The following is an 18,321-nucleotide window of genomic DNA, read 5'->3' on the forward strand; positions in this document are numbered from 1 at the left end:
AGTTGACTTGCCGGCCTCGGGGTAACAGGGCATAAAAGCACCGGATCACGGGCAAAGGGGCGGCCGTTCCTTGAGGCGTATTTGGGCAGACTGGTTCTTCGCACGCTATTCCCGATCAGACGGAATTTCCAACGAATTGAGATTTTTCACAAACTCTTTGACAAGGTCATAAAACCTTATATATTCCGCGCTGTTCCTACCGATTTCGCCGCCGTAGCTCAGTGGTAGAGCACTCCCTTGGTAAGGGAGAGGCCGAGAGTTCAATTCTCTCCGGCGGCACCATTTAATCCCTTCATAAAAAAGACCTTACTGATCTAAAGGGATTTGGATGTTTATGGTCCGTTGAGCTGCATCCAGAAGGTGATGGGGGCAGGGGTAAACATTCTGAATTGAATCGCTGCGAAATATCATATTATTGTGTTCGAATGTTTCCGCTGGGGTCGCGGGCGCCCGTGGGGTGTTCTAAGGACTTGCGATACTTGCGATATAAGAGGTCTTGTCAGATGTATCGAAACACGGCCTAAGGTAAGAGTGGAATACCTTAGGCCGCACGTCATGCGCCACTTGTCAGGATGCTTTTGCAGTGGGAATTGTGGGGCTTTCCTTCGATGTTAGAGGCTCCCATTTAAGATTTCCGGCGTAGCGCCAGGCCATGTTGCCGGTCTCATCCAGTGCGAAGAGATGCAGCCAACGATTGTCGAACAGGGCCCGAACGCTTTTATGTCTTTCCAGTATGGCCGTCATGGCGTCGATCGGGGCTTCGATACAAACTGACAACCGAAGGGGCTCATGGGCAAGTTTGGTGCCATCATGGACCGATTGCCAAGGCAAACCCGCCCGCAGTTTTCCGCCATTGCCTTCCAGAACACCGATCCCGCCAACAACGTTATGCAGAAGTTTGTCACCTGAACCGAAGACCTTCGGGGCCACGCTGGAGCCATAATATTGCAGGCTGATCCAACTGGCGACCACAACAGGTGCTGTCATGATCAGTTCCAGAACACTAAAGCCATGAGCCTGATCCTGTTTCCAGTCGTACTCATGCAAAAAGCTTTTGCCGTCCAGTTTTTGATCGGCAGTTCTTGTGCGGGGGGCGGCAATGAACGCCTGACATCCGGCAAGGCCCCATTCGGGACGCACTTCCGCCCAGTTTTGCGCCCGTGCCCGAATTTGCCGTTCCGTCTTGGCCCCCGGAAGTCTGTGCATCCGTTCTTTTCTTGCGAGAGCACTCGCCTTGTCCAGCCATTTCCGAATTTTCTTGAGGTTGCTTTTATGGATTTTCGATGCGCAGTCTCCGTCATAAACCGTGACCCGGTCCGTGGTGGTGTCATGCCGGGCCCCAATGAAGAGAGTATCGTCCGGGATGAGGATGTTGCGCGGGGTCAGGCCGGACCGAACCTCTCTATCGTTCAAAACGGTTGCCAGCAGTCTGGCGTTGACATCGCCTGCGTGACCGCCGCAGGCGCCGCAATGCAGGCCGCTGGCAAAGGGATTGTTGACCACATTCCCGCCATGCCCGGTTATCAGAACAATCTTGCCAAAATTTTCGGTCAGCGACATGGCCCGCAGAATTTTTTCGGCGGCGTCAATGCGATCCCGAAGAGCCGGCATTGGTTCAAACCGCGGCGCGTGGCTGTCACCTTTTTTCATTTTTTGCAATCCAAAGGCCCCCCGCAACAGTTTAACCACATACGCAGGGCCCATTGCTTCGACAAAGGCAAAGGAGGAAACCGCCGCCAACTTGAAGCGTCCCCATGCCCGGAGGGAGCGGGCCTGATATCTGTGGCTTTTTTCGGTCGCGTCCATGGAAGCGTCTGCACTCCCCGTCCGAGAGGTCAATCCAGCAGTGAGCAGCACTGGAAACCTGTTTTCTGCCACATCAGAACCGAAGCTTTTATGCTCGGTCGAAAGCCCAAAGAAACCTGCAAAGCCCAGTGTTTGAACGCCGGGGTCCACTGCTTCCAACGCCCGCCGGTATATTTCTGAACGAACATCAATACAAAAGGCAGCCTGTAGGAGCGGGGCCGATGGTCTGGTGTTGCTTGCGGTATTGGAGGCAAGGGTTTTGGAAAGGGCCCGTTGCGCCGACCGCTCCGCAGCTTCTTGCAGGATCTCGTTGATAACCTGATGGGACGAGGGGACAATAGGTTCCTGATGTTTGTCCAAGATCGCGTGCCATTCTGTCTCTATTGTCTTTTGGTATTGACGAAAAAGGGCTTCTTCCCAGCATAGCCGTATGGCCAGAAGCTCCATCAAAATGGTGTTTGATTTGCCCTCCAACTCGTCTTTCCAGACTTCGTGGCGCGCATATTGGGACCACCCCCCTAAAGAAATCAACAACTGGTGGAAATAGGTGTCCATCGCTTGTTGAGGAATGTTCAGCGCACCGACAGCCCGAGTTATGGCTTCAAACGGGGAACTGGGCAACAGATCCACATAGGCGCAAAAATCTTTAAGGCCCAAGATCTGTGGCGTTAAGTCATGGGTTGCCCAAGACCGCCAAGATTTCCACGCACCGGTCCGGCGGGACGTGGCCCATAAGGCTTGTCCCTGATCAAAAAAACCGCCTGCCCAAAGACCAAAACGGTCGTCAATAATGTCCCCCCAGTCCGTGCCGCTTGCTTTTGCGGCCAGTTCTGAGACGGTATCGAGACGGCGCCCCATTTCAACAGGGGTGTTGAGAGCGTTTTTCAGGGCTTCGATATTTGCGGGTCTGTTCTGATAAGGGGCGGCGGTCAGTGCATCCTGAAGGTCTTGATCAGTGATCTCACCCCGTTCGATTTTGTCCTGATACCAATTTCTGGGCATCACAACGTCAATGCCACCGATCCGATCCAGGCGGGCAGCGACATGGGCCAGTGTTTCTGTGCTTTGGCCGAAAAAAGGATTAACCGCGACCGAGCTGTCCAGAGGCCACGAGGGAGGGATCATTTGCCCGGCAGCATCAATGGCGCTTTTCAATTGAAGGGGCGGCGCGATGATATTTTCTTCAAGGCTATTCATGGGGTCGTCTCCTCGGATGTTTTGTGTGTCTTGATCGTTGCCCAGCCGCCTATCAAACGGTCAAACATCGCATTGAAATAAAGGCCATTTGCGAGATGGACCCGCAAGCCCGCCGTCGCCGGATGGTGAGCCCAAAGGGGAAATGTGGATTGCGCCAGGGCAACCAAGCCGAAGCTGAGCAGGGCCAGAACGATCAGGGCCCATTCAAGAGGCCCGGGCGCTGGTGTTTTTGGTAATGCCGCGCCTGACAGATAATCGATGCCCACTTGCAGGGTGAAGTAACTGATCGATGCGGCAAGGGCATAAATGCTGGTGCGGATGGTTAGGGCCCGCGGGGCATCGTCCGCCAAACCTTGGGCGATCAGATAGGCCACACCAAAAATCAGGATGGCACCCAGTGCAATTGCTTGGGGTGATTTGCCGTCAAACCCGAAAGCCAGACCAACGCACCCATAGATTACCAAAGCGGCGACAAAGGCTCTTAGGACCGCTTTCCCATTGGGAATGGCAATGGGGCCGGGCCGGCGGTTTTTTGAAACCAGATCAACCGCTGTTCCTGATCCCAGAAATGCATGTGCCTTATACAAAGAATGCGCCACAATATGCAAAAGGGCCAATGGAAACAAGGCAAGGCCACATTGCATGATCATGAAGCCCATTTGGCTCACTGTGGACCACGCCAGCGATGTTTTGACGGCGGATTGTGTCAGCATGACCGCGCCTCCAAACAGGGCGGTAAACCCGCCAATCATTGCAAGGGTTGCAAGAACTCCGGGGGCGAGCAGCATAACATCGGCAAACCGAATTAGAAGAAAACCACCGGCATTTATAACACCAGCATGGAGCAGTGCGGATACCGGCGTTGGGGCTTCCATAACCTCTGTCAGCCACCCATGGGTTGGAAATTGCGCTGATTTCAAAATCGCCGATACAGCGACCAGCACCGTGGCCAAAATAACGAGTAAGGTCGCGTCTCCTGTTTTTGCAACGGTCTGAATAGTCGCAATGTCGGTTGTCGAAAAGCTGAGATAAAGTGCCATGCAGGCGCCAACCATGGTCGCATCGCCGACACGGGCAATCACAAATTTTTTGCGGGCTGCCCGCACGGCGGCTTGCCGGTCTGGATAGAATAGAAGAAGTTTATGAAGAAACAGGCTGGTCAATATCCAGAAGGCCGCCAACTGAAACAGGTTCCCGCTGGAGACGACCATCAAAACCGACGCCAGCGTTGCCGCCATCCACCCTATAAAAACTGTCTGATTAGCATCTCCCTGCAGGTAAGATCGTGAATAGCGCAATACGATCCAGCCGATGAAGGATACAAGGCAAAGCATGGTTGCGCTAATAACATCTATTCTGGCACTCAAGCCAAAATCACCCAGGCCAAGCAACATACTGGTGCCTGCCCCGTGCGACAAAAGGGTTGCAGTTGCGCCGATCGCCAACAGAAAGGTGATCAAGCCAGCGCCTTCAGCTCCTTTGAAAAATAAATCAGATCGTTTCGTGTCGGGTACGATTGCAAGGGCAGCAACAACAAATAAAAGAGCAGATGCGAGGACCGGCAGTAAATACAAAAAATTCATCGAACAAAGCTCCTTGATGGCGAATTCGGGGAAACTAACGATTATTTTTTGTTAATAAAAATACATAGTTTATTAGTTTTCGTTCTGTTAAAGTGAACGATATGGCGAATATCAATTACCACCACCTCTATTATTTTTACGTTGTCGCCCGCGAAGGACATCTTACCCGGGCGGCGGAACATCTGAATGTCTCTCAGTCGGCGTTATCCTCTCAGATACGGCAGCTTGAAGAGCGCCTTGACCTAAAGCTTTTTGAACGGCGGGGCAGGGCTTTGCATTTGACAGAAGCGGGGCGCATAACGCTGGATCATTCAGAGGTGATTTTTTCGACAGGGCAGGAGTTGCTGGCAACCCTGCAACAAACTGGCTTTTCGCGGCAGCCTTTACGAGTGGGCGCTATTTCGACCCTCTCCCGCAACTTTCAATTGTCATTTTTGAAACCGATTTTAGGGCGCACAGATGTTGAAATCATTTTGCGTACTGGGAGTGCCGCCGAGCTTATCGGCGCCTTGAGCGCTATGCAACTTGATCTGGTTCTTACCAATCAGGAACCGCAGGCCGATGCGATGACCCCGTTTATCACCCATCGACTGGATGAGCAACCGGTCAGCCTGATTGGATTGCAACGGCTTTGTTCAGAAGAAATGTCACTTCCGGATCGGTTGGCAAGCAGTCCTTTGTTACTCCCAACCCGTTCCAGTGGGTTGCGGCGGGGGATTGATGCGTTGATCAATCGGTTGGGGGTGACGCCCCAAATAGCCGCAGAAATTGATGATATGGCGATGATGCGACTGATGGCGCGGGAAGGGGCTGGAATTGCGGCCATTCCGCCGATTGTCGTGAAAGACGAATTGGAGGCGGGCACCCTTTTGGAGATTGAGCAGTTGCCCGGTATTTCAGAAACATTTTTCGCGATTTCTCTGGAACGTCGTTTTCCAAACCCGCTTATAAAGACGCTATTTTCATGATCAAGCTGCGGCGGCTTGCTCAGATGGCCAATGGTTGATTTCTGTTGTGCCCGATGCAATTGCAATCGGTAGGGGCCCGGCGACCGTGGCCGCTATATTTCTGGAAAAAAGCGCAAAAAAAAGGCTGCCCGAAGGCAGCCTCTAATCGTTTGGATCCCGTTTGTTCAGTTGATTTTGCGGGCGGGAGTTGGTTGAGGGGTGTTCGGTGCGAAGACCTTGCTTCCCGTATTTCCAATGGCCGGATTGACAACAACGGGTTGGATGCAGGTATGTTCCCAATCAAGAGCCGCGCCATGAACAATCTGAAAAGCGGCTGGAAATTGTTCTTCGTTGTTTGTTTTTGTCCGAACATATACCTGATACTCATGCTGGTATGTTTTGTTCAGCTGATTTGAGCCGGGTAAACCCACTTTCTTGGAGAACGTGAGGACAGCTTTACCTTTACTGAAAGTAACAGGGGCGCTGTCATAAATTGTTGAGCTGCCGTCATTAATCCGTATTTTTACCTGACCGTCGCCTGAGCCTTTCAATTCAATTTTGAACGAGGGTTCCAGAACACATTTTCCTTTTAGTTTCTTAATGCCTTCAAGGAATGTTCCGCTGTCGACGGAGATAAAGTTCTGTGGGCCTGCATTGATCGTGTTTCCCTGTCCCTGAGAAGGGATAAGTTGAGCCGACAAGCTTCCGGTCAGGTTTTTGTCTCCTTTATAAGCGATCTTTACATTGATGAGCCGAGTGGCAACGATATTGTCGGCGCCGCTTTCAATCACCGTTTCCTTTTTTATTTTGTAACGTGTGAATTTTCGGCAATCTGCCTGAAAACGAATGGGTACTTTGACATTATAAACATGATCCTGACGGAGGTAGTTTATTTTATTGCCGCCATTACCGGCATGTTGGTTTGCTTTTTGAAGAACATAGGCAGCGGCATTGATTTCGTGTTCGGTGCCGTTGAAATGGGCAAGGTTCACGGTGAGTGTTTTTGTAATTGCATGGCTGCTTTTGTTAATATTATTGCTTGTGCCGGCCTGGACGTCCCAATAGATGTCCTCTTCTGTTCCGACACCCAGACGACCTTCTTTAAACGCATATCCCTCTCGTTTCCGATAATTTTCGAAATAGGTGCCGCCGCACTCGACTTCACCTTTCATTTTGATTTGGATGCTGTTTTTTTCTGTTTGCAGGGAAAGGGCACTCAGCTGTTTATTTGCAGATGTATTTCGAACCGTAATCGTTGGAACGGTGCCAACATCATGAACACTGATTTCTTGATTGATGTTCAATCCTTGTGTTGCTGGCTTGATAGCATGGCTCTGCGCCGCAATCAGGGTTGTTAATGTTGCTGTAACGGCAAATGTTGCAATCTGTCTCATAATTATTCCACTTAAGATTGGTTTTAACAAAGGGTCTGCAAGTGTGTCGTCGTTTGGCCTCAATAGGTTCAAAAAGAAAATTATGATATGCGATAACGATCAAAAAAACACCTTTACGTTTAAGAGCCGCGCAGTGGATTAACTTTTAAGTATGTGCTGAAAAGGAAGCGAAGATTTCTTGCGTCGGGGCTTGCACGCAGGCATCATCATCCGGAACGTTAGTTCAGGCGATGATAGAGGAGCGGCCTGTATGAATAAGGCATTGGTTTTATTGCTTTTTGTGGGATCGATAGTTCTTGCTGGCTGGGAGTTTCATGATTACAGCAATAGCGGAGAAGAAATATCCGTCTATCCTTTGCAGGGTAATTCCGGAGAGTTGGGAGGCCTGAGATTAACGTCGGTCATGTCACCGGTTCGGGTCATGGTAACAGTTGATTATGAGATCAACATTCAGGATGAGACGAATAATGCCTATGAGTATGTCGTTGAAATATTAGATCCGTTAGGCCGAAAGGTTGGAAATGCAGATGGCAGCCATGTCGTGAAGCGGGAGGACCAGGGGCCAAACTTTGAGGCAAGCCGCATGACCCATATTGCGGATACCTTTGATGTAATAACCGACGGTCTTTATCAGGTTAATTGGTCTTTAAAACAGAAAAAAGCCAACATCCGCAGTGCTTCGCTGAAGTTTCGGCGGAATGTAAGGTCTTTGAACTGGTCTGTGATGGCGTTGGCCGGAGGATGTTTTTTGTTGGGCTGGGTTGTTGTCTTTAGCAAAATTAGAAATAGGAAAAACTGATAATGAGTAAAAACCAGGATAAAGAAAAACCGTATTATCGTTTGCTAACAGGCGAAGATACTCATGCCTTTTGTGTGCGTGTCAGTGAAGCGCTGGAAGAGGGGTATGTTCTTTACGGTAGTCCTTCGTGCACCTTTGATCCAAAGGCAAATCGAATGCTGGTTGCGCAGGCCGTAATACAGGGTGAGCAAGGGAAGTAGAGATCAGAAAATGGATCCAGTTGCTTTTGGTTTGTTTTTTGCGGCCGTTCTGGTTTTAAACCTGACGCCCGGGCCGGATATGCTGTTTTCTGCGGCTTGTGGGATGAAAGGGGGCAGCCGTGCAGGGCTGATCTCTGCGGCAGGGGTTGCCACTGGTGCACTGGTTCACGCGACCTTTGCCGCCGTTGGTGTGACAGCCCTTTTGGCACGTTCAGAATTTGCGTATGATCTGTTGCGAGTGGCAGGAGCCCTATATTTGCTGTGGATCGGATTTAAGACTTTTCAGGAAGCCAGAAAGCCGATCCGTGTCTCGGCCGTCGATATCCACCGTTCAAAGCGGCATTTATTTTTCCGTGGATTTCTGACTAATGTCATTAACCCCAAAGTGGGGTTGTTTTTTATTGCTTTTCTTCCTCAGTTCGTTGACCCCAGCACCCAACATTTGACACTGACCATATTCTTGATGGGCTGTTTTGTTGGCGTAAGTGGCTTGGTCGTCAATGGCGCTGTGGGGGTTTTGGCGGGGCGTGCAGGACAGGTGATTTCTGACCGCCCTGTGCTAAAAAAATGTGTGTTTTATTTATCTGGCAGTCTGTTTGTCGGACTGGCCCTGAATTTATTTTTTATGGAGAAAGCGTAGAATGGCGCGGCTATTAGTGTTGGGTAACAAACGATATTCCTCGTGGTCTTTACGAGGTTTTTTGGCCCTGAAATTTGCGGGCGTTGAGTTTGAGGAGCAGGTTGTCCCATTGTTCGAAACACAAACGCATGCCACTATTCAGGCCCTGGCGCCAGGTGCCCCGCCGAAAGTGCCTGTTCTGGTAGAGGATGGACATAGTATTTGGGATAGCCTTTCTATTATGGAATTTGCGGCGGAAAACAGTTTGCGCGGGCCGCTTTGGCCAACCGATCCTCATGCGAGAGCAAGAGCCCGGTCAATGGTTGCTGAAATGCATGGCGGCTTTATTGCTTTGCGTGAGCATGTCCCCATGAACCTTTCGAAATGTGAGGCCTATCAACCTTTGCCGGAAAATGTCGAACAGGACGTGCAGCGTATCTTGTCGATATGGGAGGCATGTCGCCAGACATATTCCGCCGAGGGGCCCTATCTGTTTGGGGCGTTATCTTTAGCAGATGCTGCCTTTGCTCCTGTTGTCGCACGCCTTAAAAGCCGATCTGTGCCGGTGTCAGATGTCTGCCGGCGTTATTGCGATGCAGTTTGGCAATTGCCGGCATTTGAAGAGTGGCGTGCGGCGGCTGAAAAAGAAGTCTGGGTGATTGATCAATAAGCAAAAACTAAACCTACATCATTGATTTGATGTAGGTTTTTTATGCCATTTTTTTGTGCAAACGATAAATAAAATTGCAACAGAACAGGTAACTCCTTATGAAGTGGGATCAGAATTAAACAGAATACAGAGCGGTTCTGCACGGAATTTAGAGAAGTAATACCGGGAAAATTTGACCAATTGGTCAGTTTTTATGTATGGTTTTTCTAATGAGAAGAATTGACAGCAAGTCTGGCACGGTTTTTGAAGACCAGAATGCTTAAGAATGTCAATCTGGTTCACGTTATGACATGTGAACCCAACATGGAGAGCGAGATGGGGATACGGAAGATGATGACGGCCTTGGCCGTCGGCATGATGATGGTACTGGGGGCGACCGTTGCTCAGGCCGATAAATTGAAAGTTGCGGGCATTTATACAGTTCCAGTACAGCAAAAATGGGCTGGCACATTGCATAGAGCGTTGGTCAAAGCGGAAAAAGAAGGGAAGATCGACTATGTTTTCTCTGAAAAAACTGCCAATACAGATTACGTCCGTGTAATGCGCGAATATGCTGAAGGCGGCGCCAAACTGATTGTTGGTGAAGCTTTTGGTATTAGCCGTGAGGCTCGTAAAGTGGCGGATGATTATCCAGAAGTCGCATTTCTAATGGGTGATCCTGGTGATAAATATGGCAAGAATTTTTCGGTTTTTGATAACTATATCCACGAGCCATGCTACCTGATGGGGGTCATCGCAGGTTCGATGACGAAAACCAATAAAATCGGGATGATCGGTGGATATCCGATTGGTGAAGTAAACCGGCTTTTCCACGCCTTCATGGCGGGTGCGCGTTCGGTTAATCCAGATGTCGAGTTCAAAGTATCCTTCATTGGTTCCTGGTATGATCCGCCAAAAGCAAAAGAGTTTGCCTTTGCACAGGTCGAGTCAGGTGTTGATGTTTTATATGCAGAACGTGCAGGTGTTGTTGATGCCGCTCGGGAAAAAGGCATTCTGGCCTTTGGTAATGTGAACGACATGAACAAAGAAGAAAATGGCAAAGACGTTGTCGTTGCTTCGGCTCTATGGCACATGGAAAATGCGATCGATAATGCGATCAAGGATGTGAAAGCTGGAACGTTTACAGCGTCCAATTATAAAGAATGGACAATGATGCAGAAAGGCGGCGCCTCTTTGTCTTCTTTCTATGAATTCGACAGCAAAATTCCTGCTGCAGCGAAAGCAAAAGTCGAAGAGCTTACAGCGAAAATCATGTCAGGTGAATTCGTTGTCGAGATCAATGACGACGAACCAAAATCTACATTCTAAAATGATGGGTGAGCGTATCGCTCACCCTTTTTCATATGTTCGGGGGCGAAGGGTTTGACCCAGTCTGAAATAGTGCTGCGCGTTGATCAAATCACGAAGCGGTTTGGCAACCTGACAGCAAATGATGCCATCAGTTTTTCGTTGGAAAAAGGCAAGGTTTTATCCCTTCTTGGGGAAAACGGCGCGGGTAAAACGACCTTGATGAATATCATTTTTGGTCATTATGCCGCCGATGAAGGTCATATCGAGGTGTTTGGCAACAGGCTGGATAGTTCCAGCCCGGCACAGGCAATTGCATTAGGCGTGGGAATGGTGCACCAGCATTTCACGCTGGCTGATAATCTGACGGTTCTGGAAAATATTATCCTGGGAACGGAAAAACTTTGGTCCCTTCGGCAGGAAAAGAAATCGGCTCGAGACAAATTGATGTCTTTATCGGAAGAATTTGGTTTAACCGTTGATCCGGACGCTTCCATAAAATCGCTGACCGTTGGCGAAAAACAGCGGGTAGAAATTCTTAAGGCCCTGTATCGGGGTGCTAAAATCCTCATTCTGGATGAACCTACCGCCGTACTTACTCCACAGGAAAGTGACCAGCTCTTCGTTATTTTACGGGATATGCTGGCGCGCGGACTTTCCGTCATTTTCATTTCTCACAAATTGGGTGAAGTCATGAATATTGCGGATGATATTGCGGTTCTTCGGCATGGAAAACTTGTCGCGAACTTTCCGGTTTCCGAGGCCTCTCGCGAAATTATAGCAGAAAAAATGGTGGGTGAGGTTATCCCGCAGCCGGTCCGCGAAACGTTGCTCGCCGGAGACCCGCTGTTGAAAATTGACGGCGTTAGTTTTGATGATGAAGCAGGCCAGGCCCAGCTGAAATCAGTGTCTCTACATTTACGGAGAAACCAGATCGTCGGGATAGCCGGTGTTTCTGGAAACGGACAAAAAGCCCTATCCGATCTGATTTGCGGAACCCTTCAACCCGGCAAGGGCACCGTCGAGATGAGCGGCAAGACGGTGCATAATTTCCATCCATTGCACATGGTAGAGCAAGGTGTCGGGCGAGTGCCGGAAGACCGTCATGTTGAAGGCGTTGTTGGGGATTTCTCGGTTGAGGAAAACTTGATCCTTGAGCAATATTCCAACAAGGAATTTTCGAAAAAGGGATGGTTGCAGGCCGGCGCAATCCGAGCGCATGCAGAACGGCTTATCAAAGCTTTTGATATCCGGGGAGCCGCGCCGGATACAATCGTGAGAGGGCTTTCAGGCGGTAACATGCAGAAAGTCATTCTTGCCCGCATCCTTGAAAATAATCCGCAGATTATTCTGGCCAACCAGCCGACGCGGGGTCTGGATGTGGGGGCGGCAACATTTGTCCATGAACAGTTATTAAAGGCCCGTGGCCGGGGCGCAGGAGTTATCTTGATTTCTGAAGATTTAGAAGAATTACTGGCCATCTCGGATCAGGTTGCCGTGATGTATCACGGTCAGCTAAGCAAGCAGATGCCGGTAGAAGAGGTTACCCTGCAACAGTTGGGTCTGTTGATGAGCGGCGAAGGATTTATGTCTGCCGACGGGGAGGCCAGTCATGCTGCTTGAGCCGAGAACCCATACGCCCCTTTGGATGACAATCGTTGCCCCAATCGCAGCGGTTTTTATTGTTTTAATCCTGTGCGGCGGGCTTATTGTTTGGGCTGGAGCCCCTTTGTTAGAGTCTTATTTTGCTTTGTTCGTTGGGGCGTTTGGATCGAAATTTGCGATAGCGGAGACACTGGTGCGGGCAACGCCTTTGATCCTGACAGGTTTGGCTGCCGCTGTGGCGTTTCGGGCGAAACTTTGGAATATCGGCGGTGAAGGCCAATTATATATGGGAGCGCTAGCAGCCACTTATTTTGGAACCGGCCTGATTTCCCTGCCAGCCCCATTGATGATACCGTTCCTGTTTGTGGTGGGCGCGATCGCAGGGGGGATCTTACTGTTGATCCCGGCCTTGCTGAAAACCCGGCTTAAAGTGGACGAGGTTGTTACCACCCTCTTGTTGAATTTCGTTATTTTACTGCTGACCAACTACCTGCTTTTCGGACCGTGGAAAGATCCTATGGCGATGGGATGGCCTCAGGGCGCACCTATTGTTGATAGCGGAATTCTGCCGAACCTGATCGCGAAGACGCGGCTTCACGGTGGATTGATTTTTTCAGTATTGGCCGCTATCTGCATCTGGATTGTCATGAGCAAGACCAAATGGGGTCTTGAAATACGCGCGGTTGGATTAAATCAGGATGCTGCTAGTTTTGCCGGTATTCCGATTAATAAAACCATTATCCGTACTGCCTTGATATCGGGTGGTCTGGCGGCTTGCGCGGGTGTGACGGAAGTGGCTGGGACAAAAGAATATCTAACGCTCGATATATCGCCTGGCTTTGGTTATACGGGCATTGCTGTTGCCATGCTGGCGGGGCTTAATCCGTTGGGCGTCATTGCCGCGGCCCTGTTTATTGCAGGCATTTACAATGGGGCCGATAGTATGAGCCGGGCAATGGATGTTTCCAATTACATCGCCGATGTCATTACGGCGGCGTCTTTATTAATGGTGATGTTGGCCGTCATGTTGACCCGCATGCGCGTCCGGTTCGGATAAGGAGGAACAGTATGGATTTCTTTGATATGTTCCTTAATATCGGGTTTTGGGCTGCCACGGTCAGGATGGCCACACCGCTGATTTTCGGAACGCTTGGTGAATTGATTTGCGAACGGGCCGGGGTTCTTAATCTTGGTATTGAAGGCATCATGACAACGGGCGCAATGGTTGCCTGGATGTGGGTGTATCAAGGTGGCGATTTATGGACGGCGGTCCTTGTGGCCGCGGCCTTTGGGATGCTGTTTGGGTATCTACATAGTATCTTCTCGGTATATATGGGGCTTTCCCAGCATGTGACGGGCATTGGCATAACGCTTTTGTCCACTTCGCTGAGTTATTATTCATTCAGAATGTTATTGCCGGGCGTTACAACACCCCCAAAAATCGAACCTTTTCAGTCTTGGGCCGTCCCGTTCCTGTCGGACATCCCTGTGATCGGGGAAGCCTTTTTCAACCAGTCGCCCTTGACGTATCTCGCCTTCATTATGGTCGGCGTCGTGGCATATGGTCTTTACCGGACACCGGTCGGGCTCGCGGTTCGCATGGTTGGGGAAAACCCGATGGCTGTGGAAGTGCAGGGAATTGATGTTTATCGTGTCAGGACAGCGGCCGTTATGGTCGGTAGCGGATTTATGGCTGTGGGGGGCGCGTTTTTAACAATTTCGGTTTTTGATGCCTTCTATTTTGATATGATAAATGGGCGGGGCTGGATTTGTGTGGCTCTTGTCATTTTTGCTTCATGGCGTCCGGGGAAGGCCCTTTTGGGTGCGGTTTTGTTTGCGGCGTTTGATGCAATCCAAATTCGCGTTCAACAATCCAGTGCTTCGTTTATTCCCTATCAGTTTTACCTGATGATGCCGTATGTGTTCAGTATTCTGGCGTTGATTGTAATGTCTCGCAAAGCGGCCTATCCGAAAGCGCTTTTGGTGCCGTTCCGACGTGGTCAAAGATAGGAAGAACCTACTATGCTGGATTTAATCATTCGAAATGCCCGACGGGCAGGTGGCTCTGAAACGCTGGTTGATATTGGATGTCAGAACGGCACGATTGCCGTGATCGAACCAAATCTGACCGCAGAGGCACAGGAAGAATATGATGCGGGTGGACATCTTGTCTCGGCCCCTTTTGTGGATAGCCACTTTCATATGGACGCGACCCTTACCTATGGCAGACCACGTGTTAATCAGTCTGGCACCCTTCTGGAAGGGATCGCACTCTGGAGTGAGGTTAAGCCTACGCTGGACGCGGCTGATATTAAAGAGCGGGCGCATAAGCTGTGCCGTTGGTCAGCGGCAAATGGCACCCTTGCCATTCGGTCTCACGTCGATATTTGTGACCCATCCCTTTTGGCGGTGGATGCCCTGTTGGAAGTCGTGGACGAAGTAAAGCCCTATATTGATCTTCAACTGGTCGCCTTTCCACAAGATGGATTTTATCGGGATCCGCAGGCCGAAGAACTTTTGATCCGGGCCTTGGATAAAGGGGTTCATGTTGTGGGGGGCATACCGCACTTTGAGCGCAGCATGCAAGACGGAAGCGCGTCCGTAACTGCGCTTTGTAAGCTCGCTGCGGACAGAGGCCTTCGCGTGGATATGCATTGCGATGAGAGCGATGACCCGTTGTCTCGCCATGTAGAGATGCTGGCGCAGGAAACGGTGCGATTTGGACTGCAGGGGCGGGTAGCTGGCTCCCATCTGACATCCATGCATTCTATGGATAATTATTATGTCTCCAAGTTAATTCCATTGATGGCCGAAGCGGATTTGCAGGTGATCGCCAATCCGCTCATCAATATTACCCTGCAGGGACGGCATGATACATATCCGAAGCGTCGCGGGATGACCCGGGTCAAGGAATTGATGGCGGCAGGACTCAACGTCGCGTGTGGTCATGATTGCGTGATGGATCCTTGGTACTCTTTGGGCAGTCATGACATGTTGGAGGTTGCTTCAATGGGGCTTCATGTGGGGCAGATGACCGGGCAGGACGAAATGAGGCAAATGTTCCGATCTGTCACTGTAAATGGCGCTCAGGCGTTGGGATTGGAAAAGTATGGCCTCGACGTGGGGTGTTATGCCGATTTGGTTGTCCTGCAGGCAAAAGATGAAATTGAAGCACTTCGGTTGAAGCCAGCTAGACTGAGGGTGTACCGAAAAGGAAAATTACTGGCGTCTACACCCGAACAGCATACGACTGTTTATTGGGGAGGCAAAGAAAACAAGCTTGATTTCAAATTCACCTAAGGCTCGAATTTGTCAGGGTCAAAACTGAATAGCTCTCTTTCTTTGTGAAACCCTTTCAGATTGAATTTACCAGCGGATTTCAGGCCGGATGATAAATCACCGGCGATCTGCTCTGAGACAAGGGCTGTCTCTCCGAGGGTTGAGCAAATATCGGTGATACGGGCCACTTCATTCGCGGCACTTCCAATGACGGTGAAATCAAGGCGTTGTTCGCTTCCTATATTCCCGTACCGAACCTGTCCAAAATGCAACCCTGTTTTGCTGGCAAGATTGTCCGAAAATGGGGACAGGGCAATGTTATGGGATATCTCTTTTGTCGCCTTGGCAGCACTGATACAGGCCTCTCTCCGGCTTTTGTTGCTGCTGTCTTCGATTGGAAAAATTGCCAGAACGGCATCTCCGATGAATTTCAGAATATCCCCATGATTTGCATAGACGGCTTGAGCCACAGCGTCAAAGAAGCTGTTCAGCAAGTCCAGATACGCCTCCTGACCCAAGGTTTCTGTCAGCAGGGTTGAATTCACCAGGTCACAATAGAGAATAGCCGCCTCAATTGTCCCGCCATCTCCGCGTTTTGTCAGGCCCGACAACACTTTATCGCCTGCAGATTTGCCAAGATAAGACTGAAGAAGGCTTTTTGCATTGGCTTTCAGTTTGTGCACTTCATAAAGACGGCTGATCATGGGAAGGGCTTCATAGATCTGGCCAAGATGTGATGTGGAAAAACCATCAGGTGCATCAGACGTCAAGGTCAGGTTGTGGATATGCCCATCTGAAAAAATCAGCGGAAAGGCGACATAATCCGTTGCGCCTTGGTCTCTTAGATCCTTCATGATCGGAAAATCAAACTCGGTTTGATCTGCTGTGAGCTTTTGCCGAATACCGCCCAGTCCTTCTGTCACAAGTTTAAGCGGGCTTTGAAGATATTGCGTTGATGTTGCATTTTCATGGAACATCTGATTGGTTACCACCGTATCCGTCTCGCGTTGCCAAAGATAACTCTCGCCCGCGATTAAGGGATGGAGCTGACGGATTGCTACATTCAGCCGCATTATAGGAAAACCGATAGCTAACAATCTGTCTACAAGCTGTCGGGTCAGCATCATTGAGTTGTCGTTGCTCCACCGCCCCTGAGCCAACCATTCGGTTAACGAATAATCCGTCCCGGATGGTGCATCATGATCCTGTGGGTTTGTTAAATCATCGTCGATATACATCTGGTCAAGCGACAGATCATAAAAAGCAAGATATCCCTTGATTGGTTCTGCATCTTTTAAAGGGGATTCGTAAGACCAGGCAATATTTGGCGTTATCTGACCATCAAGTTCGAGGGACCAGTGTGAGGCATTTCCCTTAAACGGACAAAATGTGCGGAATTCTGACAGCGTTAAAAGAGACATATTAATGTCGCTTTTGGGCACGTAATAAACAGGATCATGATGCGTTTCATTCATCAACAAGCATTGGCTTGAATCAAAGATCAGAATACCTGATTTATAGCCTCTGATCCTGTTTGCCGCTGGGGAAATATCCAAGCTATAAAAAGCGGTATCAGTACCGCTGGATAATTCAGCTGGATTTTCGTGTCGTTTCATTTTGCGCCGTCCCCAAAGTGCCGTTTCAACAACAAGGATAGAGTGCTCTGAAGAAAGAGCAAATATTTCGGCCGTACTCCGATCACAGAATGTTTTACTTTTCTAATTTCTGATTTCATTATTCAACAGGGGAAACGGATTGCAGGGAAATAATGACGGGAAAATATGATGCCATTGTTGTCGGTGCGGGAATTGCAGGTATTGTTGCCGCGCTTGAACTTGCCGAAAATGGCAAAAAAATACTGCTGCTTGATCGGGACAAAAAAGAAAATCTAGGGGGGCTTGCGAAGGAAAGTTTTGGGGGCATGTTTTTCGTCGATAGCCCGCAGCAGCGCAAAGGAAAAATAAAAGATAGCCCAGAGCTTGCCTGGCAAGACTGGTGTCAGTTCGCCGAATTTGACGAAGCGGATCATTGGCCCAGGAAATGGGCGCAATGTTATGTTGAAAACAGCGTTTCAGATATATACGAGCCGGTAACAAAACGTGGTGTGGATTTTTTCCCCGTTGTCAATTGGGTGGAGCGCGGTCAATATCAACCCGGCAATTCGGTGCCTCGTTTCCATCTTGTCTGGGGATCCGGACATGAACTGTCCTCGGTTTTCGCCGCACATTTGTGCGACCATATAAAATCAAAAAATGTTGAGATTATATTTGAAAAATGTGTCACAGCATTTGACAAAACGGGGGGTGCTGTTGCTGGCGTACAGGGTCATTGCGAAGTGACCGGTGATGCCTTTTCCTATTCAGCACCCATCGTGATCATCGCGTCAGGCGGTATAAACGGAAGCGACGGTATGATCCGTAAGCACTGGCCCCAAAGATGGGGAAAAACAGCCCCTGATATTGTCTTGAACGGTTCTCACAAATTTGCGGACGGCAAAATCCATAAGGCCGCCAATCAAGTAGGCGGGACCGTTTCTCATCTGGACCGCATGTGGAATTATGCCGCCGGTGTCCATCATCCAAGGCCGAGAAAAGACAGGCATGGCTTAAGTCTTGTACCAAGCAAGTCTGCCCTTTGGATGGATGCCCGTGGGCGCCGGTTTGGTCCTGAACCATTGGTGTCGGGATTTGATACATGGGAATTGGTTCGGCGGGTTTGTGCGCAGGAGCATAAATATTCCTGGGCAATAATGAATAAAAAAATTGCGCTGAAAGAGTTGGCGATTTCGGGCGCAGAGTTTAATCCATCAGTGCGTGATAAACAGAAATTGAAATTTATTCTGACGGTGCTGTTTGGAAATAAGCCACTTCTGTCAGACATGCTTGAAAATTGCGTGGATTTTGTCGTTGCGAATTCCGTCAGCGAACTCGCTGAA

Annotated in this window: 15 protein-coding genes and 1 tRNA gene; 12 read left to right on the forward strand and 4 right to left on the reverse strand. The window is 49.6% G+C overall.

Going from position 1 to position 18,321, the window contains the following annotated elements; translation table 11 throughout:
- Window positions 1-207: 207 nt before the first annotated feature.
- Window positions 208-282: transfer RNA gene (locus ACJAYR_RS11465), tRNA-Thr, on the forward strand.
- A 285-nt stretch (window positions 283-567) separates the two neighbouring features.
- Here the strand turns inward: ACJAYR_RS11465 and ACJAYR_RS11470 are convergent.
- Window positions 568-3,003, reverse strand: coding sequence for a YbcC family protein (locus ACJAYR_RS11470; protein WP_415236732.1), 2,436 nt, complete (start codon window positions 3,001-3,003; stop codon window positions 568-570).
- Window positions 3,000-4,586: a proton-conducting transporter membrane subunit gene (locus ACJAYR_RS11475; protein WP_415236733.1), complete on the reverse strand. Its 1,587-nt coding sequence runs from the start codon at window positions 4,584-4,586 to the stop codon at window positions 3,000-3,002. Before ACJAYR_RS11475 ends, ACJAYR_RS11470 begins: the two co-directional genes overlap by 4 nt.
- Window positions 4,587-4,687: 101 nt before the next feature.
- On the opposite strand from ACJAYR_RS11475, the gene ACJAYR_RS11480 reads away from it, so the two are divergent.
- Window positions 4,688-5,554 carry a LysR family transcriptional regulator gene (locus tag ACJAYR_RS11480; RefSeq protein ID WP_415236734.1) on the forward strand — a complete coding sequence of 289 codons (867 nt, stop codon included), beginning with the start codon at window positions 4,688-4,690 and terminating at the stop codon, window positions 5,552-5,554.
- Window positions 5,555-5,718: 164 nt separating this feature from the next.
- Here ACJAYR_RS11480 and ACJAYR_RS11485 read toward each other — a convergent pair whose 3' ends face one another.
- The gene (locus tag ACJAYR_RS11485) at window positions 5,719-6,927 is read right to left on the reverse strand and encodes a hypothetical protein (protein WP_415236735.1); all 1,209 of its coding nucleotides are present in this window, start codon (window positions 6,925-6,927) and stop codon (window positions 5,719-5,721) included.
- Window positions 6,928-7,177: 250 nt separating this feature from the next.
- Between ACJAYR_RS11485 and ACJAYR_RS11490 the strand changes: the two genes are divergently transcribed.
- The 9 genes from ACJAYR_RS11490 (at window position 7,178) to ACJAYR_RS11530 (ending at window position 15,407) form a co-directional block, all read left to right on the forward strand.
- Window positions 7,178-7,726: a hypothetical protein gene (locus ACJAYR_RS11490; protein ID WP_415236736.1), complete on the forward strand. Its 549-nt coding sequence runs from the start codon at window positions 7,178-7,180 to the stop codon at window positions 7,724-7,726.
- A gap of 2 nt (window positions 7,727-7,728) precedes the next feature.
- Entirely contained in the window at window positions 7,729-7,926 is a 198-nt protein-coding gene (locus ACJAYR_RS11495; protein WP_415236737.1) for a DUF1737 domain-containing protein, read from the forward strand.
- A gap of 10 nt (window positions 7,927-7,936) precedes the next feature.
- The gene (locus ACJAYR_RS11500; protein WP_415236738.1) at window positions 7,937-8,566 is read left to right on the forward strand and encodes a LysE family translocator; all 630 of its coding nucleotides are present in this window, start codon (window positions 7,937-7,939) and stop codon (window positions 8,564-8,566) included.
- A gap of 1 nt (window position 8,567) precedes the next feature.
- On the forward strand, window positions 8,568-9,215 hold the full coding sequence (locus ACJAYR_RS11505) for a glutathione S-transferase (RefSeq protein WP_415236739.1): 648 nt from the start codon (window positions 8,568-8,570) through the stop codon (window positions 9,213-9,215).
- A gap of 333 nt (window positions 9,216-9,548) precedes the next feature.
- The gene (locus ACJAYR_RS11510) at window positions 9,549-10,523 is read left to right on the forward strand and encodes a BMP family protein (protein ID WP_407696683.1); all 975 of its coding nucleotides are present in this window, start codon (window positions 9,549-9,551) and stop codon (window positions 10,521-10,523) included.
- A 54-nt stretch (window positions 10,524-10,577) separates the two neighbouring features.
- Window positions 10,578-12,125, forward strand: coding sequence for an ABC transporter ATP-binding protein (locus ACJAYR_RS11515; protein WP_415236740.1), 1,548 nt, complete (start codon window positions 10,578-10,580; stop codon window positions 12,123-12,125).
- Window positions 12,115-13,164, forward strand: coding sequence for an ABC transporter permease (locus ACJAYR_RS11520; RefSeq protein ID WP_415236741.1), 1,050 nt, complete (start codon window positions 12,115-12,117; stop codon window positions 13,162-13,164). The genes ACJAYR_RS11515 and ACJAYR_RS11520 overlap by 11 nt, the downstream gene beginning before the upstream one ends.
- 11 nt (window positions 13,165-13,175) lie before the next feature.
- The gene (locus ACJAYR_RS11525; protein WP_169543150.1) at window positions 13,176-14,117 is read left to right on the forward strand and encodes an ABC transporter permease; all 942 of its coding nucleotides are present in this window, start codon (window positions 13,176-13,178) and stop codon (window positions 14,115-14,117) included.
- A gap of 12 nt (window positions 14,118-14,129) precedes the next feature.
- The gene (locus tag ACJAYR_RS11530) at window positions 14,130-15,407 is read left to right on the forward strand and encodes an amidohydrolase family protein (RefSeq protein WP_415236742.1); all 1,278 of its coding nucleotides are present in this window, start codon (window positions 14,130-14,132) and stop codon (window positions 15,405-15,407) included.
- Here ACJAYR_RS11530 and ACJAYR_RS11535 read toward each other — a convergent pair.
- Window positions 15,404-17,002, reverse strand: a complete 1,599-nt coding sequence (locus ACJAYR_RS11535) for a DUF427 domain-containing protein (protein WP_415236743.1) — start codon at window positions 17,000-17,002, stop codon at window positions 15,404-15,406. The two genes, ACJAYR_RS11530 and ACJAYR_RS11535, sit on opposite strands and share 4 nt — an antisense overlap.
- A 152-nt stretch (window positions 17,003-17,154) precedes the next feature.
- On the opposite strand from ACJAYR_RS11535, the gene ACJAYR_RS11540 reads away from it, so the two are divergent.
- Window positions 17,155-18,321: FAD-dependent oxidoreductase (locus ACJAYR_RS11540; protein ID WP_415236744.1), on the forward strand; the 1,167-nt coding region annotated here is incomplete at its 3' end.

It is taken from the genome of Sneathiella sp. (assembly GCF_047631475.1).
Lineage (GTDB): Bacteria > Pseudomonadota > Alphaproteobacteria > Sneathiellales > Sneathiellaceae > Sneathiella.